An 18,832-nucleotide genomic window follows, 5' to 3' on the forward strand; every position below is an offset into this window, starting at 1 on the left:
CGGGATGACCGAACGGCCCCGAGGGCTCCCGGGCCGCTTCGAGGCGCTGCGCCGACACCGACGGCTGCTGTTCGCGCTCGCCGTCGTGGCGCTCCTCGCACAGAAGGCGGCCACGGTGTGCACCACGGCCGCCACGGCGGGCAGGGCGGCCACCAGCCACCAGTACGGTGACCGGTGGCCGCACCAGCGAGGCACCGTCGGCCAGGGTAGTCGTCAGGCGCCAACCGTCAGCCGCCCAGGATGGCGCGCAGGTCGGCCGCGTTCGCCTCGGTGACCTTCCAGAGCTCCTGCTGCCGGCCGTGCACGTCGGCGACGGTCTTGGCGTGGTCGGCGAGGAGGTCCTTGGAGCGCTCCACCAGACGGGCGGCGAGGTGGCGGTCGTGCACGGAGACGCCCCACTCGGGACGCTCGATGTCGCGCAGGAAGTACGCCATCTTCGGGTGCGAGATCAGGCTGATGATGGGTGTGCCGACGCCGAACGGGATCATGCCGGCGTGGCCGCGCATACCGATCACCAGCTTGGTGCGGGCGTACAGGTCGCGGATCTCGTCGTTGTCGAAGTCGTACATCGGGATGACGGGCATCGAGATGCCGTGCTTACGCCGCAGGTCGAAGGCGATCTTCTCGTCGTCGAGCGAGTGCGCCACGCACTTCACCTCGGCGAGCTCGCCCAGGTCCCGTACCGCCCGGGCCATCTGGGCCAGGAAGTAGTCGTAGTCGTGGCCGAAGCGCAGGCCCGCGCGGTCGTAGGCGGCGTTGATCAGGATGGTGTCGTCGCGCGTCAGCGGGTCCTGCCAGTCCGCCACCAGCTGGCGCATGACCGTCGTCGGACACGGCTGGAAGCGCACCTTGTCGTGCAGGTGAGAGGGCAGCATGGCGCGCACCTTCTCGATCGAGCCGTGGTTGCGCAGGCCGAAGAAGGAGGACTTCTCGACGAGCAGGCGCAGCGAGTCCCGGAACCGGCCCGCGCGGTACGACTGGCCGTCGAAGGCGTTGAAGCCCACGGCGAAGACCGAGATCGGCACGTCGATACGGTTCAGCAGCTCGTCGGGGACGTTCCACTGCCAGGCGCTGTTGCCGTTGGGCATGGTGTCCGGGATGAACAGGCCGCCGCCACCGATGACCAGGCCGCGCCGGGAGTTGACGCGCTCCAAAGCCGCCTCGTCGAACAGTCGGTGGGCGTGCACCGAGTGCCAGCGGCGCGAGCTGGTGTCGGGGCCGAAGGCGAGGCGGACGGTCTCCGGGAGGAGCTTGTCGCCCGCGTTGCCCTGCCGGTCCATGTAGAAGGCGACGTGCGCGAGCTGTTCCTCGGCGGCACCCTGCTCCTGGGAGGGCAGGCCGGAGGCACGCTGCGCCCACAGTCGGCTGGAGCGGTGGGTGATGTCGACGGACAGGCCGGCGGTGGCGTACCGCAGGGCCTCGGCGCTGTCGCCGTGCACCCAGGCCATCTGGGCGAGGCGGGCGTAGGCGGTGGCGGCCCGGTTGGGGGCGGCGGCGGCCAGCAGCAGCTGCGCCTTGGCCTCGTCGTGGCGCGAGACGCTCATCAGGGCGTGGCCGAGCACCTCGTGCGGCCAGGCCTCGTCGAGCGGGATGCGGACGCTGCTGAGGATGTCCACGGCGTCCTGGTAGTCGCCGGTCGAGATGTGTGCGGCGGCGACCTTGCGGGCGGCCTCCACGTCACCGGTGCGCCTGACGTGCGGGGTGCCGAAGTGGACGAGCAGGTCATGGTGGAGGCCGCCCGGCTTCGAGAGGTACTCGGCGTGGAATTCGGCGTCGGACAGCTCGAACGCGCGCCAGCGGTCCTCGGCCTGGCTGTAGCCGGCCTCGCCGCCCTGCCACGGCTTGTGGCGGCCGGTGAAGTGCAGGATCGCGGTGTCGTCGGGGACCGGGAGGTCGCCGGACAGGCGCCGCTTGACGAAGTTGTAGCGCGCGTCGAGGCGGATGAAGTCGCCGTCGAGGACCGCGTTGAGGATGCCCTGGTCGTGCTTGTCGAGCTCGTAGTCGCCGCTGCGTCCGGTGGCGTCGAGCCTGGCGCAGAACTCGTCGCTCAGGTACTCGCGCTGGATGACCAGCAGGCCGGAGTTGAGCTTGTGCTGCCCGTAGAAGAACTGCGACACGGCCGCGAGGCCCTCGCGCAGCCGGAGCAGTTCGCCCAGGTCGCCGAGGACGACCATGTCGGTGTCGAGGGTGATGACGGTGTCGTACTCGCGCAGCCGGAAGACGTCGAGGATGAAGTACGCCTTGCGGACCAGGTAGTTGTCCTGGTCGCCCTTCTTGTACGAGTCGTAGTGCTCGGCGTTCACCCGGCGCAGCACGATCCGCGGGTGCAGGTCGCGGATCTTGGCGATCGAGCCGGGGCGCAGGTCGTCGTAGAGGACGACGAAGTCCTCGCACACGCCCGGGTTGGACAGGGCGAGGCTGCGCAGCAGGACGAGGAAGCCGGGGAGGTAGTTCTCGTCGACGTAGCTCGCGAAGGCGATGCGGCGCTTGCCGGTGAGGGCGTGCGCGTCGGTCGCCGGGGCCAGGGGGGCGGCGGCCGAGGTCAGGGAGGTCGTGGTCATCGCAGTGAGATCCTCATGTCGGTCACGCTCTGGGCCCGCTGCATGACCCATGCCTTCTCGCTGGTGTATTCGTGCACGGAGGTGATGGCCAGCTTCATCGCTTCCTGGACGCGGTAGGCGCCGCTCTCGTAGAAGTCGAAGCCGATCAGGTCGAGGGTCGGGCTGACGTCGAGGAAGTCCAGCAGGAACAGCATGTTGAAGCCGGTGGTCGGGATGCCCGACCAGACGTCGGTGCCGAGCTTGCCGATGTTGCGCACGGGCCAGCGCAGGGACTCGTCACCGAGACACGTCTGGGCGCCGGGGACCAGGCGGTTGCGCAGCGAGTGCTTCCAGTCGCCCAAGACGCCGCCGAAGACGAGCCGGGTGTCGACCGGCTTTTCCCAGTTGAAGCCGTGCTTGTGGATCGTGGCGTGGATGTCGGTGCGGCTGCCGGTGTGCTTCGGGTCGATCCGGTACGAGTTGAAGCGCACGACGAGGTCGTACGCGTCTATCTCCGCGCCCATCGAACTGGCGCCCACCCGACCGGAGTTGGCGATCAGGCAGATGGACTTGCCGGCGATGCGGTTGCGGAACTCGCCCAGCGTGATCCACTGCACGCCGCCGATGGTGGGGTCGGCGACCGGGCCGCGCATGCGGTTGCGGCGCTGCTCGGCGTAGAGCTCGATGGCCGCGGCGAGCGCGGGCAGGTCGGTGCCGGGGACGGCGGTGCGCAGGTCCAGGTATTGGCTCAGCAGCTCCTGCCGGTCGTTCACCGAGGCGTCGTCGGCGGCCAGCGCGAGGAGCGCTCCCACGAACCGGGGCTCGGCCTGAGCCCAGTCGCCGACGGCGTGCGCGGCCAGGCCCTCGGCCCACACGTCGGTGGCGGGGCCGCGGGCGAAGTCCCGGGCGCGCGGGCACTGCCGCTCGAGCAGGGCGAGCAGTTCCCGCTCCTTCTCCCCCGCGGCGCGCAGTCCGGCGATCCGGGCGCGGACGCCGAAGCCGTCGTCCTCGGTGAGGGCGAGGTAGCGCTCGTACGCCTCCAGGGCCTCGGCCTCCTCACCGAGGGCCTCCAGGAGGCGGGCGCGCAGTCGCCAGCCGGCGCGGGAGTTCTTGCGCTGGGCGAGGACGGTGTCGCTGATGATCAGCGCGAGGTTCAACTCGTCGTCGTAGCCGCACTCCAGCGCCTTGTTGGCGACGGCGAGCAGGGCGTCGAGGAGTTCGTTGCCGAGACCGGCGGAGGGGGTCGCGGTGCCCTTGACCGCCCGCTTCAGCAGGGCGGTGGCACCGGCCGGGGCGGGCGTGGGGGCGACGGTCGAGGTGGTGCCCCACACGACCAGCAACTTCCGCAGCTGCTCGGCGAGTTCGACACGGCGGCGGTCGATGCTGCCGACGAGTTTGCCGCTGTGCACCGCGCAGGCGCGCAAGCAGTCGTCCAGCCCCCCTCCGCGCACACGTGCCCGTCTGTTCTGGACCCTCGTCATGGCACTCCTGATTTTGCCGCAGCTGGGTTGCGGGATTCGCTCTTTATTAGCACGTGGGGGGAGGTTGGGAGAAAGTTAGGAAACGAAGGCGAAGTCCAGGTGAATTCGCAGAGACCACCCGGACAACCGTCCCCTCGCGGACCACGACATCCCTGTGAATCGGACTAATGTGCCCGTGTACCGCAGGAGCGCCCGCGCGTCGACCAAGGGGAATTTCGTGACCAGCATGACCGTCCGGCCGGTGCCCGACGCGCCCGAAGCCCCTCGGTCGGACCGGCCTGTCCGCCGGGAATCCCGGCTGCGCGCCCTCGACGGACTGCGACTGATCGCGGCGCTGATGGTGGCGGCCTATCACTACGGCGGCCGGGGCGGCGAAATCACCCGCGCCTGGGGAAGTTCCGCCGCGGACCAGTTCCCCACACTGCACGACTATTTCGCGTACGGCTGCCTCGGCGTCCAGGTCTTTTTCGTGATCAGCGGATTCGTGATCTGCATGAGCGGCTGGGGCCGGCCCCTGAAGTCGTTCTTCGCCTCCCGCGCCTCCCGGCTGCTGCCCGCGTACTGGGCGGCCGTCCTGATCGTGTCCGCGGTGTTCGCGCTGCCGATGGTCGCCTACAAGGCGCTTTCGCCGAGCGACACCCTGGTCAACCTCACGATGCTGCAGTACCCGTTGGGCGTCGACCGGGTGCTGGGCGTGTGCTGGACGCTGTGGGCGGAGGTCCGCTTCTACGCGCTGTTCGCGCTGTGTGTCGTGCTGCCCGGGGCTTCCCGGCGGCGCGTGATCATGTTCTGCGCGGGCTGGACCTTGGCGGCGGCGATCACCCAGGGCGCCCACCAGCCGCTGCTCGACATCGTGTTCATGCCGGAGTACGCCCCGTTCTTCATCGGCGGTGTCGGCCTCTACCTCGTCCACCGCGACCGGCGGGACGTCTACGGCTGGGGCATCGTGGCCGTGAGCTTCCTGATCGGGCAGCACTACGCGGTGCGGAGCCTGTGGAACGCCTCCGACCCGAACGCCTTCGCCCACCGCACCTCGCTCGGCATCGTCCTCGTCGTCGCCTTCGGGTTCGTGGCGGTCGCGGCGATCGCGCTGGGCTGGTTCAACTGGGCGAACTGGCGCTGGCTGACGGTCGCGGGGGCGCTGACCTACCCCTTCTACCTCGTCCACGAGCATCTCGGCTGGGTGGTGATCCACGCGCTGCACATCGGCCTCGACCTGCCCTCCGCGGAGACCTTCGCGCTGACGATCGCGTCGATGCTGCTGCTGGCGTGGCTGCTGAACCGGTATGTGGAGAAGCCGTTGACTCCGTGGCTGAGGGCGGCGCTGGCAAGGGTGCGGTGACGTTCGCGCGTCCGCCGCTCAGCCGACTCCGTACCGCGCCCCGATCCCCGCGATGAGCAGGGCCAGCCCCTCCTCGAAGTGCCGGTCGTAGTCCTCGAAGATCTCCGCGCCCGCCGCGGCCGACAGCGGGAAGTCGGCCATCCGGCGGGCGCGTTCGTCCACGTCGAAGCCCTCGCGGCGCTCGCCGGGCAGCGGCTGGACGCTCTGTTCCTCGGTGACGAAGCCGAGGGTGTAGAGGTACGTCGTCGAGGTGGCGCGGACCGCCTGGGTGAGGGTGAACCCGGCGGCCGTGAAGAGGCGCAGGGTCTCCTCCATCTGCTCCACGTGCACCAGGCCGGTGAAGCGCGAGCCGCTGAAGACCCTCGCGCCGTCGCGGAAGCAGAGCAGTGACGCGCGCAGTCCGCGGTTGGACCTGAGCAGCCGCTCCTGCCAGGTGTCCCCGGGATCGAGGGCGGCCTGGGCGACCATCCGCCGGTACATCTCCGTGGCCATCTCGTCGAGCAGCGCCTGCTTGTCCTTGAAGTGCCAGTACAGGGCGGGCGCCTTGACGTCCAGTTCCTTGGCGATGGCGCGCAGGCTCAGGCCGTCCAGACCGACCTCGTTCAGCAGCTTCAGGGCGGTGTCCGCGACCCGTCGGCGGTCGAGGGGTGCTCGTCGTTCCGTGTTCACGCCTGACAGCTTGACAGCTTAACGGCGTTAAGGGCACAGTCGTGGTCGACGGAACTTAACAACGTTAAGGAGACTTGCCGTGCATACGGATGTACTGATCGTCGGCGCCGGACCGACCGGTCTCGCCCTGGGCGTCGACCTCGCCCGGCGGGGTGTGGACGCGCTGGTGGTGGAACGGGCGGACGGCCTGTTCCCCGGCTCGCGCGGCAAGGGCATCCAGCCGCGCACGATGGAGGTGTTCGACGACCTCGGCGTCCTCGACGCGATCCGCGCGGCCGGGGGCGACTATCCGGTCGGGGTGATCTGGCAGGACGGGAAGCGGGTGGGCGAGCACCGGATGTTCGACCCGGCCGAGGCGACCGAGGACTCCCCGTACACCGAGCCGTGGATGGTTCCGCAGTGGCGCACCCAGGAAATCCTGTTCGCGCGCCTGGAGGAACTCGGCGGGCGGGCGGCCTTCGGCCGGGAGGTGGTGGGGCTGGAGCAGGACGCCGAGGGGGTGACGGTGGGGTTCGGTGACGGCGGCAGCCTCCGCGCCTCGTACGTCGTCGCCGCCGACGGCGGCCGCTCGGTCGTACGCCGGGCCCTCGGCATCGGCATGACCGGCGAGACCGTCGACCCGCACCCGACCCTCGTGGCGGACCTCCGGATCACCGGCCTGGACCGCGACAACTGGCACATCTTCCCGCCGGGCGAGGGCGAGGGCTTCCTCGCGATCTGCCCGCTCGCGGGTACGGAGGACTTCCAGGCCGTCGCCCAATTCTCCGAGGGCAGCACGGTGGACCTCTCCCTCGACGGCATCCGCAAGGTCGTCGCCGCCCGCTCCCACCTCGCTCCCGAGGACGTGACGGAGGTGCGGTGGGCGTCGGACTTCCGGCCCCGGGCAGCCCTCGCGGACCGCTTCCGCTCCGGGCGGGTCTTCCTCGCCGGGGACGCGGCGCACGTCCACTCGCCGGCCGGGGGCCAGGGCCTGAACACCAGCGTCCAGGACGCCTACAACCTGGGCTGGAAGCTGGGAGCGGTGCTGAGGGGCGGCGCTCCTGCGACGCTCCTCGACACCTACGAGGAGGAGCGCCGCGCCATCGCCGCCGACATGCTGGGCCTGTCGACGAGCGTGCACCGGGGAGAGGTACGGCGGGGCAAGGCGACGCGCCAACTCGGCCTGGGCTACCGGGAGTCGTCACTCACCCAGGAGACACGGGCGGCCGCAGGCCGGGTGCGCGCCGGTGACCGCGCACCGGACGCGACGGTGGGAGACGTACGGCTCTTCGACGCGTTCCGGGGGCCGCACTGGACGCTGCTGGCGCTGGGCACACAGGCGCCGGACGTCGGCGAGCCGGTGCGGGTCGTCGCCGGGCCCCCGCACGCGGTGTACGGAACGGGGCTGTTCCTGATCCGCCCGGACGGTTACGTGGGCTGGGCGGGCGAAACGGCCGGTGGGCTGGCGGAGTACGCGAGGCGAACCGGTCTGTAGAGGCGCCGACAGACGACCTGTTACGTCGGGATCAGCACGCCTGTCACATCGGGATCAGAACGCGTCGCTGGGCACGTAGGTCCCCCAGACGCCCCGCAACGCGTTGCACACCTCGCCCACCGTGGCCCGGGCCCGCAGCGCGTCCTTCATCGGGTAGAGGACGTTGTCCTCGCCCTCCGCCGCCTTCTTGAGGGCGCCCAGAGCGGCGTCCACCGCCGCCTGGTCCCGCTCCGCACGCAGTTTCGCCAGGCGCTCCGCCTGCTGGGCCTCGATGGCCGGGTCGACGCGGAGCGGCTCGTACGGCTCCTCCAAGTCGAGCTGGTAGCGGTTGACGCCGACGACGACGCGCTCGCCGGAGTCGGTCTCCTGCGCGATGCGGTAGGCGTTGCGTTCGATCTCGCCCTTCTGGAAGCCGTGCTCGATCGCGTCGACCGCGCCGCCCAGCTCCTCCACCTTGGCCATCAGCTCGATCGCGGCCGCCTCGACGTCGTCGGTCATCTTCTCGATGACGTAGGAGCCCGCGAAGGGGTCGACCGTCGCCGTCACGTCGGTCTCGTAGGCCAGGACCTGCTGGGTGCGCAGGGCCAGCCGCGCGCTCTTGTCCGTCGGGAGCGCGATCGCCTCGTCGAAGGAGTTGGTGTGCAACGACTGCGTGCCACCCAGCACCGCGCCCAGCCCCTGGACCGCCACGCGGACCAGGTTGACCTCCGGCTGCTGGGCGGTCAGCTGCACGCCGGCGGTCTGCGTGTGGAAGCGCAGCATCAGCGACTTGGGGTTCTTCGCGCCGAACTCGTCCTTCATCACCTTCGCCCAGATCCGGCGGGCGGCGCGGAACTTCGCCACCTCCTCCAGGATCGTCGTACGGGCCACGAAGAAGAAGGACAGGCGGGGCGCGAAGTCGTCGACGTCCATGCCGGCCGCGACCGCCGTACGGACGTACTCGATGCCGTCCGCGAGCGTGAAGGCGATCTCCTGCGCGGGCGAGGCACCCGCCTCCGCCATGTGGTAGCCGGAGATCGAGATGGTGTTCCACTTCGGGATCTCGGCCTTGCAGTACTTGAAGATGTCCGCGATCAGACGCAGGGAGGGCTTCGGGGGGAAGATGTACGTCCCGCGCGCGATGTACTCCTTCAGCACGTCGTTCTGGATCGTGCCCGTGAGCTGGGAGGCGGGTACGCCCTGCTCCTCGCCGACCAGCTGGTACATGAGCAGCAGCAGTGCCGCCGGCGCGTTGATCGTCATCGACGTCGACACCTTGTCCAGCGGGATCCCGCCGAACAGCACCCGCATGTCGTCGATCGAGTCGATCGCCACACCCACCTTGCCGACCTCGCCGCTCGAGATCGCCGCGTCGGAGTCGTGGCCCATCTGGGTGGGCAGGTCGAAAGCGACCGACAGACCCATCGTGCCGTTGGCGATCAGCTGCTTGTAGCGGGCGTTGGACTCGGTCGCCGTACCGAAGCCGGCGTACTGGCGCATGGTCCAGGGGCGGCCGGTGTACATCGACGGGTAGACACCGCGGGTGAACGGGTACGAACCCGGCTCCCCCAGCTTCTCGGCCGGGTCCCAGCCCGCCAGAGCATCCGGCCCGTAGACGGGCTCGATGGGCAGTCCGGACTCCGACTCGCGCGCCATGGTGTGTTGCCTCCCGCTGAGGTTACTCGCCGGCTACCAACTGGTACGGTCCGACCCTTCGACGGACTGTAGCGGTGGGCGTGCACCCGGTGGAGGGGAGCACGCTGGGACCTTGCTCACAGGACTTTCGAGGTCCCGGTCACAACAATGCCGCGCCGTTCGCAACCAGTCATCCGGGGGCAGACATCTCAGGTGGCATGGGTGCTCATCGGTGAGACGGCGGGGGGTCGCAATGCGTACTGAGGGCATGGGGAGATGGTTCGCCGCGCTGCTGGCCCTGGCCGCGCTGAGCGGTTGCACGGTGCAGGCCGCCGACGGGGACGGCAAGCAGCGCTCACCCGTGCGCATCGAGCTGCCCGGCAAGAGTCCCTCGGCCGGCCCGGCCGACGACAAGCCGAGCTCGGCGCCCACCGAGAAGGACACCGAACCCGCCCCCGAAGCCCCCGAAGTCCTCTGGTCCCGCGGCGACACCGGCCGGGACGTCCGTGAACTCCAGGCCCGGCTGCGGCAGGTCGCCTGGCTCTTCGACGGGCCGACGGGGTCGTACGACGACCTGACCGAGCGGGCGGTCAAGGGCTTCCAGGGCAAGCGCGGGCTGCCGAAGACCGGCGAGACCGACACCGTCACCTGGCAGCGGCTGCTGAGGATGACGAACGAGCCGGGCAAGTGGGACCTGTACCTGATGGGCGGGCAGCCGGCCGACACACCGGATCCGCGCTGCCTGACCGGGCGGGTGCTGTGCATCAGCAAGACGAGCCGGACCCTGCGCTGGATGATCGACGGGCGGACGGTCACCACCGTGTCGGTCCGCTTCGGCTCGCAGGGGACGCCCACCCGCGAGGGCGTGTTCAGCGTCTACTGGAAGTCCCGTCACCACGTGTCGACGCTGTACGACTCGCCGATGCCGTACGCGATGTTCTTCAGCGGCGGCCAGGCGGTGCACTACTCGTCCGACTTCGCGGCCCGCGGATACGCGGGCGCCTCGCACGGCTGCGTCAACGTACGGGACGAGCCTGCCATCGCGGATCTGTTCGCGCAGGTGAGGAACGGCGACAAGGTCGTCGTCCACTGGTAGGCGCGAGAAGAAGAGACGTGCGGGGCGCGGGCGGGACCGGGGGAACGTGTCCCGCCCGCGCCTAGGTGCACGAGCCGTGAGTACGGGGGGAACCCCGGCTCTGTGCGACGGCCGATGACCAGTCGGCTCACTCATTACTGCGCCATGGCGGCCGAAAACGTCACACCCACCGCGGAAGAATTTCGACGGGACCCGTGCGGACCGCAAAACCGCAGGTCAGTGTCACAGGTCAGGGGCGCCTGTCGATCAGACAGCGCTGCAGCTCGGGCCGGGCGTCGGCCCGTTCGAGGCCATCGCCCGCTTCGGCGCGGGGGAAACGGAGGACGACGAGGACGACGAGGACGCGGAGGCCGACGGCGTGACGAACCCGCCGTCCGTGTGGTGGTGGTTGCGGCCGGGAGAGGTGTAGCCGGTGCCGCCCTCGCTGCCGGTGCCGCCCTCGCCGGGGTTCCCGCCGTCCCTGTCGCCCCGGTCGTGCGGGTCGTCCTTGGCGTCGTTGTCCTCCTGGGCGCCCTGGTCGCCTGTTCCGCCCTTGTCGTCGCCGTTGGCGTCCTCGCCGGAGGAGCCGGAGGCGAGCACGCCCTTGCAGTACTTCCACACCTGAGCGGAGCCGCCGGCCGCGCCCTCCAGGGTGCGCCTGCGCTCGGGGCTCAGCTTCTCGCCGTCGCGCACGGCACGGCAGGCCGAGGCGGCCCCGCTCCATGCGGCGCCGGAGTGGCCCCCGCGGCCGTCGGCGCCGGTTCCGGTTCCGTTGTCCCGCGTGGCCGGGCCGCCGCGTGCGGTGTCGCGCGAGGAGCCCTGCCCGGTGTCGCCGGTCGTGCCGTCGGGGGTGGGCTCGCTCTGCGGGGCCCTCGACGAGGGCGTCACCAGCGGGCGGTCCGGTGTGACCTCGGCCGAGACCGAGGCGGCGGGTTCCGGTTCGGAGTCGCCGAACGGCAGCGCTCCGGTTCCGGCCGCGACGGCGACCCCGCCGACCATGCCGACGGCCAGCGCGGCGGCCAGCCCGAGGCGCAGGGGGCGGGTGCGGCCGCGGCGCGGAGCGTCCGGGTCCGGGCCGCCGATGCGGACCACGCCGGCGTCGGAGGAACGGGGGCGGGGGCGGTGGCCCCGGGAGGCTCGCGCACCGGTGCCGTCAGCAGCGCGGTCGCCGACCCAGTCGTCCACGCGGTCCGTGCGCGCCTTGCGGAAAGCGGCCAACGCGGCCGCCTCACCAGGGAGTTCTACACTGGCAGGCGGGTCCACGGAGAGTGCGCCGAGGGTCTTGGCGAGCCGTTCGGCCTGGTCGCGGTCGGCCGCGTCGACAGCATCGAGGGACTCTCCGCTCAGCAGACGCTCCGCCGTTTCGCGGTCCAGCCACCTATAGTGCTCGTCGGCCATCACATGTCCTTCTGCGTCCGCGCACGCGTATCCGTCACACTCGCGGACGTCACCGCGCGTCCGCGCGGTTCTCGCGGGGGCGGCAGGGCGTCGAGCCCGCCGACCGATTCCGGATCGCCGTCGAGGAGTTCGGCGAGCCGCTTCAGACCGCGGTGCGCGGCCGTCCGTACGGCACCAGGCCGTTTGCCGAGCGCCTCGGCCGCGGTCTTGGCGTCCAGGCCCACGACCACCCGCAGTACGACCGCCTCGGCCTGGTCCTGCGGCAGCCGGGCGATGAGGGAGAGGGTGCCGTCGGTGGCCAGGGCCTCCATGGCCTCGCCCGCGGTGTCCGAGTCGGCGGGTCTGCCGGTCAGTTCGGTCTCGTCGCCGCCGATCGCGGGGCGGCGGCCGCGCATGCGTATGTGGTCCAGCGCACGGTTCCTGGCTATCCGCGCCGCCCAGCCGCGGAACCGGTCCGCGTCGCCGCTGAACCGCTCCATGTCACGGGCTATCTGCAGCCATGCCTCGGACGTCACGTCCTCGGCGTCGGGATCGCCGACGAGTGTCCGTACGTACCCGAGCAGCCGCGGGTGCACCGTGCGGTACACAGTCCGGAACGCGGTCTCGTCCCCGTCCTGTGCGGCAAGCACGGCGGCCGTCAGCTCCGCGTCGTCCCCCAGCACAGTGTTCCTCAGTCGATGGTCGCGGCTTCGAGCCGCCGATGGTTGCGGTGATCCTGCAACTTCCGCGCCCGGCGCGAAAGGCACGTTACGACCTGAAACCGCTGCTCGTCCATGTCCGTACAAGGTTCGACCACCTGGGGTGCCGCCGGTGACACCGGGGGGTGTGACAGAAAACGCACACCTGGCGCTGTAGGAAGTACGGGCCGCCGCGCGGCCCGTGCCGCGCGACGGCCGGGGCCTCTCCTGTGGGGGGTGGCGGCCCCGGCCGTTGCCGCGGCAGTCGGTTCTTGTCTGGGGCCTGATTCTTGTCTGAGGCCTGATTCTTCTCTTCGGCCCAGCTCTGCTCTTCGGCCTGGCTCCCGGCCTAGTTCTTCTCTTTGGCCTTGTCGGCCTTTTCCTGATCGTTACCGGCGTTGTCGCCGGCGGAGCCGGAGTCCGCGCCGGTGTCGGCGGGCTTGCCCGGATTGGCCGCTTTATCCGGGATATCTGGTTTTGCAGGATTGGCCGGGTCGGTCGGGTTGCCCTCGGCCGCCGCCCGCGCCAACTGCTCAACGCAGTAGGCCCGCACCTTCGCCTCGCCGCCCGCGGCCGCCACCAGCCGCTGCCAGAGCGTCGAGTCGAGCGCCTTGCCGCGGCCCTGGACCTGCTCGTACGCCCTGCAGTGGGCCTCGGTGTCCTCGGCGGAGACCGGCCGGTCCGAGGTGCCGGACCCCGGGGCGGGGGTCGGGCCGCTCGGCCGCGCCTCGGCGCTCACGGAGGCACGGGCGCTTCCGCTGTCGTCTCCGGCGTCGCCCGAGGACGGGCCCACCGAGCCGATCGCGGCATAGGCGACACCGCCGAGGGTGAGGCTGGCGAGGAACACGGACAGCGTGGTCCTCAGCGAACGCGTCGCGCGCCGGTGCTCCCGGGGCCGCCAGTCGTCCCGGCGCCGGGTGCGCGAGCGGTGCGCACCCGCGTCCCGGGCGACCCGGAAGGCGGCCACGGCCCGCTGCTCGGCCTCGGCGTCGATACCGCCCGCGCGCATGGCGGTGGCGAGCAGGGTCTCCAACGCGGCGGAGTCGGCCGCAGGGCCGCCCGGAACCCGATCGTCAGGGCGTACGCGTCGGCGGTCGGGGACCCCGCTGCCGTTGTGCCGCTCACCCATACCGTGTCCGTTCCCGTCCGGTCCGTCCGAACCGTCCCACCGGATCGGGCCGTCCGGCGTCCTGTTGTCACCGTCGCCCGTCATGTCGACTCCCCCAGCGTCCGGGGACCGTCATCCGTCACACCATCGTCCGCGCTCTCGCCGCCGAGCTGGCGGGCCAGCCGCTTCAGCCCCCGGTACGCGGCCGTGCGCACCGCACCGGGACGCTTGCCGAGGACGCGGGCGGCGGCGGGGCCGTCGAGGCCCACGACGACACGCAGCAGTACGGCTTCCGCCTGGTCGCGCGGCAGCCCGCGGACCAGTTCCAGGGCGTACTCCGTGGAGATGGACTCCAGCGCCTGGTCGTGGGTGCTGTGCGGGCCGGGCAGATCCAGTACGTCCTGTTCGAGCGCCGACGGCCGGGGCCGTACCTTCTGGCGGCGCAGATGGTCCAGTGCCCGGTGCCGGGCTATGGTCGCGCTCCAGCCGCGGAACCCGGCCCCGTCGCCCTTGAACCGGCCGAGGTCCCGGGCGATCTCCAGCCAGGCGTCGGACGCCACGTCCTCGGCGTCGTCACCGACGAGCCCGCGCACATACCCGAGCAGGCCGGGCTGCACCAGCCGGTAGGCGACCGCGAAGGCGGCCTCGTCACCCTGCTGGGCCCGCGCGACGGCCGCGCCCAGTTCCCCGTCGTACGCCTGCACCCGGCGGGGTTCCCCTCCTTGACCCAAGAACCGTCCTCGTCCGTACCCGGTCGGCGGCGGATCCCCATGGTGCAGATCCGGCCGCCCTTGCTCATGTCCCCCACGGTGATCAGCGCCGGACTTCACAAAAGTGTCACAGCCGCTCGTGCATCCCACGGTCATCAACGGCCCGGACGATGCGGGCACCTCACGCCACGACCCGCCGTGCCCGGCCGTGCAGCGTGAGGTAGAAGGTCCGCAGCGACTCCTCGGGACCACCGGTGTCGAAACGGTTGTGGACCTTGCCGAGCGGGTTCCAGACCCGGCCGTCCGGCATGCGTACGCCGACCGGTTGGCCGAAGTAGGCGCGCTGCTCGACGTCGAGGTCCACCCACACCGCCCCCGCCCGGCGCACCAGCACCTCACCGACGTACGCCCCGAGCTCCAGCAGCGTCTGACGCGCGTGCTGCCGGTCCGCGCCGCCCTTGCGCAGTCCGTCGATCAGGAAGTCGACGACGCGCAGGCTGGCCACGGAGTAGTCCAGCGGCAGTCGGTTGCGTGCGGTGACGCGGGCGACGAAGGCCGTCGCGTACGGCCGCATCTGCCTTGCGCCCTGCCCGCGTTCGTCTCTCTTGCCCATCCCCTTGTCCACGTCGGCCCCCTTCGCTCGGTCGGTCTCGGGAGCTCCCGCCTCCGGCCACTCCCCCCGCCTGACCAAGCGTCTGTCGCCTCAGAAACATCACTGGTCGCTTCCGCCTCCCTGGTCGGTGACGTCCGACCGGATCTGTGCGCTGTACAAGTGCGACCTGTGTGACAGGTGACGCTTACGTAACCATTTGTGTAGGGGTGGGGTAGTTGAGTCCTCGCAAGACCCATGCGTACAGACCGCTGAGTCTGCGGCGGAGAGCCTGGCTGACGATCGGAGCCGTCGTCCTGAGCGGCGCGGGCGTCGCCACGTACGCGATGGCCGGTCAGCCCGCGCAGTCCGACGCCAGGGGCCAGAGCCGCAAGCCGGCCGTGCACACCCTGAAGCTCAGCAGCGAGGGCGGCGGCCGCAGGGGGCTGGCCAAGCAGGAGACGGACCGGTTCAGCGCCGTGCTGGTGACCTGGGACGACCCGGACGCGCACGCCAACGGCACGCCCGAGGTACGCACCCGGGACCTGACGACCGGCGAGTGGTCCGGCTGGCAGAAGCTGGACAACGAGCCGAGCCAGGCCGACGGCGCGGAGGGCGAGCGGGTCGCCGTGCGCGGCGGTACCGTCTCGGTGTGGACCGGCGACTCCGACGGCGTCGAGGTGCGCGTCGTGAAGGCGGACGGCACGGAGGCGGGCGGCCAACCCGCCGGCATGGACGTCAAGTTGCTGGATCCGGGCACCGACCCGAGGCCGACCGGTGCTGCCGACCTGGAGCCGGCCGCATTCGCGGAGGAGACCCCGACGGCAACCGATTCCCCAACGTCGGCCGACTTCTCCACGGCGACGGACTCTCCCACGGCGACGGTGACGCCCACCGACCCGGCGTCCGACTCCGCCTCCCCGTCGACCTCGGCGCCGACGTCCCCGTCGGTCTCGCCGTCGACCTCGACCTCGGCTTCCCCGTCGGTGACGGCCTCGCCGTCCCCCACCTCCACGGTCCCCGCCCCCCGGCCCTCGACCGTCGTCAAGCCGCCGATCATCACACAGGCGCAGTGGGGCGCCTCCACGGACTACGACGGCACGCCGGGCTACGGCACCGAGATCAAGGCCGCCGTCATCCACCACACCGGCGTGGACAGCGACAACACCGTGTCCTGCGCCCAGTCCGCCGCCCGGCTGAGGTCCATCCAGCAGGAACACTTCTCCCGCGGCTACTACGACATCGGCTACAACTTCGTCGTCGACAAGTGCGGCCAGATCTTCGAGGGCCGCAGCGGCGGCATGGACCTCCCCGTGATCGGCGCGCACGACATCGGCTTCAACACGAACACCGTCGGCATCTCGTACATCGGCAACTTCGAGACGGCCCAGCCGAGCCGGGCCGCGCTCGACGCGATCTCCCGGATCGTGGCGTGGAAGTTCGGGATGTACGGCATCGACCCGACCGGCAAGGTGACGCTGACCTCGGGCTCGGACCAGGGCGTCGACGGCAACAAGGTCCCCAAGGGCCAGTCGATCACGCTGCCGCGCGTCTTCGGGCACCGGGACACCAACGCCACGGCCTGCCCCGGCGCGAACCTCTACTCCAAGCTCACCCGGATCGCCCAGGTCGCCAAGACGCCGGGCATCTCGCACGCCCTGGCCACCTCCGACTTCAACCGGGACGGCGTCACCGACCTGGTCGCGGGCGTCCCGAAGGCGAACGCGGTGAAGGTGATCCCCGGCAGCGTCAGCGGGCCGGTCCCCGCCGCGACGGTCACGCTCACCCAGAACAGCACGGGCGTCCCCGGCGCCACCGAGACCGGTGACGCCTTCGGCACCTCCACCGCCTGGGGCGACGTCAACGGCGACGGCTACGCCGACCTCGCCATCGGCACCCCCGGCGAGGACGACACCAGCGGCACCGACCGCGGCCAGGTCACGGTCATGTACGGCCCAGCGCTCAACACCGGTTTCTCGTACAGCACTTCGGGAATCACGGCGGCCGGCGCCAAGCTCGGTTCCGCCGTCACCGTCGGCGACTTCAACGGCGACGGCAAGGCGGACGTCTTCGCGGCCGGCTCCGGCACGGGCGGCAACTGGAACGTCCGGCTGGGCAGCGGCAAGTACCAGTACGGCGCGCTCACCTCCGCCACCGGTTCCGTCGCCTACCTGGACGCCGCGACCGGCGACTTCAACCGGGACGGCTACGCGGACGTCGCCCTCAACTACCGCGACACCGGCGGCATCGGCCGCGTGGTCCGCTTCGCGGGCTCGGCGACCGGCCTCGCCAAGGTCGGGGTCATCTCCGTGAGGGGCGGCCGCTCCATCGCCGCGGGTGACGTCAACGGCAACGGCTACGACGACATCGTCATCGGCCAGCCGGTCGCCTCGGAGTCCGGCGGCATCTCGGGCGGTCAGATCACCATGGTCCCCGGCACGTCGACCGGCTTCACCACCACCGGCATGACGACCATCCACCAGGACACGACGGGCGTCCCGGGCGGCAACGAGTCCGGCGACGCCTTCGGCACCTCGGTCTCGGTCGGCGACTACAACGCCGACGGTTACGCCGACGCCCTCGCCGGCGCCCCCGGCGAGGACCTCACTCGCGACGGCGTCAACCGTGCCGACGCGGGCGACGCGATCCTGGTCAGGGGCAGCGCCTCCGGCCTCACCGGCTCCGGCTCGATCGGCGTCTCGCAGGACACCTCCGGCGTCCCGGGCGCCACCGAGGCCGGCGACCGGTTCGGCTCGTCCGTGTCCCTGTCGGACCTGTCCGGCTACGGCCGCGCGGACCTGACGTTCGGCTCCGACGGCGAGGACGGCACCGACGGCATCCTCCTGCACCTGCCGAGCAACAGCACGGGCCTCGGCTACGCCGACACCGTCATCTACAGCAAGACCACGCTGGGCACCCCGACGGACGGCCGCCTGGGGCAGACCCTGACGCCGTAGCAGCCGGCTCAGGAGAAGTGACCGTCCGGCCGCCGTATCCGGGCCGGACGGTCACTTCCCCATCCTCATTTCCCGCCGTCAGTTCCCCGCCGTCAGTCCCCGCCGTCACTTCCCCGCCGTCGCGTCCCGGCACAGCAGCCGCAGCGACCCGTCCTCGGCGAAGCACCGGCGGGCCTCGTCGAGCGGGTCCCACAGGCGGCCGTCGGGGGTGCGGATCCAGTGGTCGCCGCCCGACGCCCACCACTCGGCGCCGGCCTGACGGACGATCACCTCACCGGCGTACGCGCCGAGCCCGCGCAGCACCGTCTCCACCGCGGCGTAGGGCGCCCCGTCCCGCCGTATCTCCTCGATCATCCGGTCGACGCTCCACAGACTCCGCGCCGAGTAGTCGAGCCGCAGCCGCGCCCCCTCGCGCAGGGTCGACACCACGTCCGCCGCCCACCGCACGGGCTTGGTCGCGGCGGAGGGCCTGGTCTCCTGATGTGTCGTCGCACTCGTCACAGTCGTCACACCGTGAAAAGCGTGGTCGGACGGCGTTTCGTCACCCGGATCCGGAGCATTTCCGCAACCGGTGCAGGACCGCCCCACCGCCGCCCCACGACAGTCACACGACTCCCTCAGGAATGAGGTTTACACGGGTGTGACACTCCGCCGCTCCCGTGCGCTCCTCTCTGTGATGAGCATGTACTTCCATCTCCGCGCGGTGCCGCCCCCGGCCCTGCGCAACAGCGCGACCTGGCTGCGACGGCTGTTCGAGGACGACTGGGACACCGTGCGGCAACGAATCGGCCGGTGCCGTGAGGAGGTGCTCGACAAGGGCTACCTCGGCCACGAGCTCCTCTACACCGGCGCACCCCCGCACCACGCCCGGAACGGCCCGCGATCCCATGTCGTCCTCGGCGGCGGCCCGGTCTTCCCGAACGGACCCGACGAACCGCCGTTCCTGCTGCTGACGGCCGCCCAGACGGCCCGGGTCGCCGACTACCTCACGTCGGCCGACTTCGAGGCGCTGTGGCGGGACGCCCGCGACGAACTGCTGCCGAGGTACGGCGGGGCGGGCGCGGAACCGGGCGCCCGGTGCATGTTCGAGTCCGCGCACCGGGACCTGACCGCGTTCTACACGCAGACGGCCTTCTACGGGGACGCGGTGGTGAAATGGCTGGTGCGGTGAAATGGCTGGCGCGGTGAAATGGCTGGC

The 18,832-nt window shown here is 71.1% G+C and carries 15 protein-coding genes; 5 read left to right on the plus strand and 10 right to left on the minus strand.

Annotated features, from left to right (window positions below; translation table 11 throughout):
- Positions 1-227: 227 nt before the first annotated feature.
- Both ACFYO2_RS11320 and ACFYO2_RS11325 read right to left on the minus strand, forming a co-directional pair.
- The gene (locus ACFYO2_RS11320; protein ID WP_388347190.1) at positions 228-2,561 is read right to left on the minus strand and encodes a glycosyltransferase; all 2,334 of its coding nucleotides are present in this window, start codon (positions 2,559-2,561) and stop codon (positions 228-230) included.
- Positions 2,558-4,021, minus strand: coding sequence for a glycosyltransferase family 29 protein (locus ACFYO2_RS11325; protein ID WP_388347192.1), 1,464 nt, complete (start codon positions 4,019-4,021; stop codon positions 2,558-2,560). Before ACFYO2_RS11325 ends, ACFYO2_RS11320 begins: the two co-directional genes overlap by 4 nt.
- A 226-nt stretch (positions 4,022-4,247) precedes the next feature.
- Here ACFYO2_RS11325 and ACFYO2_RS11330 point away from each other — a divergent pair, with 226 nt between their 5' ends.
- Positions 4,248-5,363: an acyltransferase family protein gene (locus tag ACFYO2_RS11330; RefSeq protein WP_388347593.1), complete on the plus strand. Its 1,116-nt coding sequence runs from the start codon at positions 4,248-4,250 to the stop codon at positions 5,361-5,363.
- A gap of 18 nt (positions 5,364-5,381) precedes the next feature.
- Here the strand turns inward: ACFYO2_RS11330 and ACFYO2_RS11335 are convergent, their stop codons facing one another.
- Complete coding sequence (locus tag ACFYO2_RS11335; protein WP_388347194.1) at positions 5,382-6,032, minus strand: TetR/AcrR family transcriptional regulator; 651 nt, start codon at positions 6,030-6,032, stop codon at positions 5,382-5,384.
- 79 nt (positions 6,033-6,111) lie between these two features.
- On the opposite strand from ACFYO2_RS11335, the gene ACFYO2_RS11340 reads away from it, so the two are divergent.
- A complete protein-coding gene (locus ACFYO2_RS11340) occupies positions 6,112-7,506 on the plus strand; it encodes an FAD-dependent oxidoreductase (protein WP_388347195.1) in 1,395 nt (464 codons plus the stop codon).
- A gap of 54 nt (positions 7,507-7,560) precedes the next feature.
- Here the strand turns inward: ACFYO2_RS11340 and ACFYO2_RS11345 are convergent, their stop codons facing one another.
- The gene (locus ACFYO2_RS11345; RefSeq protein WP_388347197.1) at positions 7,561-9,141 is read right to left on the minus strand and encodes a methylmalonyl-CoA mutase; all 1,581 of its coding nucleotides are present in this window, start codon (positions 9,139-9,141) and stop codon (positions 7,561-7,563) included.
- A 232-nt stretch (positions 9,142-9,373) separates the two neighbouring features.
- On the opposite strand from ACFYO2_RS11345, the gene ACFYO2_RS11350 reads away from it, so the two are divergent.
- A complete protein-coding gene (locus ACFYO2_RS11350; RefSeq protein ID WP_388347199.1) occupies positions 9,374-10,216 on the plus strand; it encodes a L,D-transpeptidase family protein in 843 nt (280 codons plus the stop codon).
- Between the two features lie 246 nt (positions 10,217-10,462).
- On the opposite strand, the gene ACFYO2_RS11355 is transcribed toward ACFYO2_RS11350, so the two are convergent.
- The 5 genes from ACFYO2_RS11355 to ACFYO2_RS11375 all read right to left on the minus strand — a co-directional run bounded on the left by ACFYO2_RS11355 (position 10,463) and on the right by ACFYO2_RS11375 (position 14,701).
- Positions 10,463-11,593, minus strand: coding sequence for a hypothetical protein (locus ACFYO2_RS11355; RefSeq protein WP_388347200.1), 1,131 nt, complete (start codon positions 11,591-11,593; stop codon positions 10,463-10,465).
- Positions 11,593-12,255, minus strand: coding sequence for an RNA polymerase sigma factor (locus tag ACFYO2_RS11360; RefSeq protein WP_388347202.1), 663 nt, complete (start codon positions 12,253-12,255; stop codon positions 11,593-11,595). Before ACFYO2_RS11360 ends, ACFYO2_RS11355 begins: the two co-directional genes overlap by 1 nt.
- A gap of 364 nt (positions 12,256-12,619) precedes the next feature.
- Complete coding sequence (locus ACFYO2_RS11365) at positions 12,620-13,483, minus strand: hypothetical protein (RefSeq protein WP_388347204.1); 864 nt, start codon at positions 13,481-13,483, stop codon at positions 12,620-12,622.
- On the minus strand, positions 13,480-14,109 hold the full coding sequence (locus ACFYO2_RS11370; RefSeq protein ID WP_388347206.1) for an RNA polymerase sigma factor: 630 nt from the start codon (positions 14,107-14,109) through the stop codon (positions 13,480-13,482). Before ACFYO2_RS11370 ends, ACFYO2_RS11365 begins: the two co-directional genes overlap by 4 nt.
- Positions 14,110-14,269: 160 nt before the next feature.
- Positions 14,270-14,701 (minus strand): hypothetical protein, encoded by a 432-nt coding sequence (locus ACFYO2_RS11375; RefSeq protein ID WP_388347208.1) that lies wholly within the window; start codon positions 14,699-14,701, stop codon positions 14,270-14,272.
- 215 nt (positions 14,702-14,916) lie between these two features.
- On the opposite strand from ACFYO2_RS11375, the gene ACFYO2_RS11380 reads away from it, so the two are divergent.
- Entirely contained in the window at positions 14,917-17,634 is a 2,718-nt protein-coding gene (locus tag ACFYO2_RS11380; RefSeq protein ID WP_388347210.1) for an FG-GAP-like repeat-containing protein, read from the plus strand.
- A gap of 105 nt (positions 17,635-17,739) precedes the next feature.
- On the opposite strand, the gene ACFYO2_RS11385 is transcribed toward ACFYO2_RS11380, so the two are convergent.
- On the minus strand, positions 17,740-18,144 hold the full coding sequence (locus tag ACFYO2_RS11385; protein WP_388347212.1) for a hypothetical protein: 405 nt from the start codon (positions 18,142-18,144) through the stop codon (positions 17,740-17,742).
- A gap of 172 nt (positions 18,145-18,316) precedes the next feature.
- Here ACFYO2_RS11385 and ACFYO2_RS11390 point away from each other — a divergent pair, with 172 nt between their 5' ends.
- Positions 18,317-18,805 carry a DUF1877 family protein gene (locus tag ACFYO2_RS11390; RefSeq protein WP_388347213.1) on the plus strand — a complete coding sequence of 163 codons (489 nt, stop codon included), beginning with the start codon at positions 18,317-18,319 and terminating at the stop codon, positions 18,803-18,805.
- Positions 18,806-18,832 lie beyond the last annotated feature (27 nt).

Origin of the sequence: Streptomyces sp. NPDC006602 (genome assembly GCF_042870385.1) — a bacterium.
Taxonomy (GTDB): Bacteria; Actinomycetota; Actinomycetes; order Streptomycetales; family Streptomycetaceae; genus Streptomyces.

Excerpts from the sequence above, each read along its gene's own strand:
- ACFYO2_RS11375 (WP_388347208.1), bottom strand. The coding sequence starts at position 14,701 with ATGGGCAAGAGAGACGAACGCGGGCAGGGCGCAAGGCAGATGCGGCCG.
- ACFYO2_RS11325 (WP_388347192.1), bottom strand. The coding sequence starts at position 4,021 with ATGACGAGGGTCCAGAACAGACGGGCACGTGTGCGCGGAGGGGGGCTG.
- ACFYO2_RS11345 (WP_388347197.1), bottom strand. The coding sequence starts at position 9,141 with ATGGCGCGCGAGTCGGAGTCCGGACTGCCCATCGAGCCCGTCTACGGG.
- ACFYO2_RS11320 (WP_388347190.1), bottom strand. The coding sequence starts at position 2,561 with ATGACCACGACCTCCCTGACCTCGGCCGCCGCCCCCCTGGCCCCGGCG.
- ACFYO2_RS11355 (WP_388347200.1), bottom strand. The coding sequence starts at position 11,593 with ATGGCCGACGAGCACTATAGGTGGCTGGACCGCGAAACGGCGGAGCGT.
- ACFYO2_RS11330 (WP_388347593.1), top strand. The coding sequence starts at position 4,248 with ATGACCGTCCGGCCGGTGCCCGACGCGCCCGAAGCCCCTCGGTCGGAC.
- ACFYO2_RS11390 (WP_388347213.1), top strand. The coding sequence starts at position 18,317 with ATGTACTTCCATCTCCGCGCGGTGCCGCCCCCGGCCCTGCGCAACAGC.
- ACFYO2_RS11365 (WP_388347204.1), bottom strand. The coding sequence starts at position 13,483 with ATGACGGGCGACGGTGACAACAGGACGCCGGACGGCCCGATCCGGTGG.
- ACFYO2_RS11350 (WP_388347199.1), top strand. The coding sequence starts at position 9,374 with ATGCGTACTGAGGGCATGGGGAGATGGTTCGCCGCGCTGCTGGCCCTG.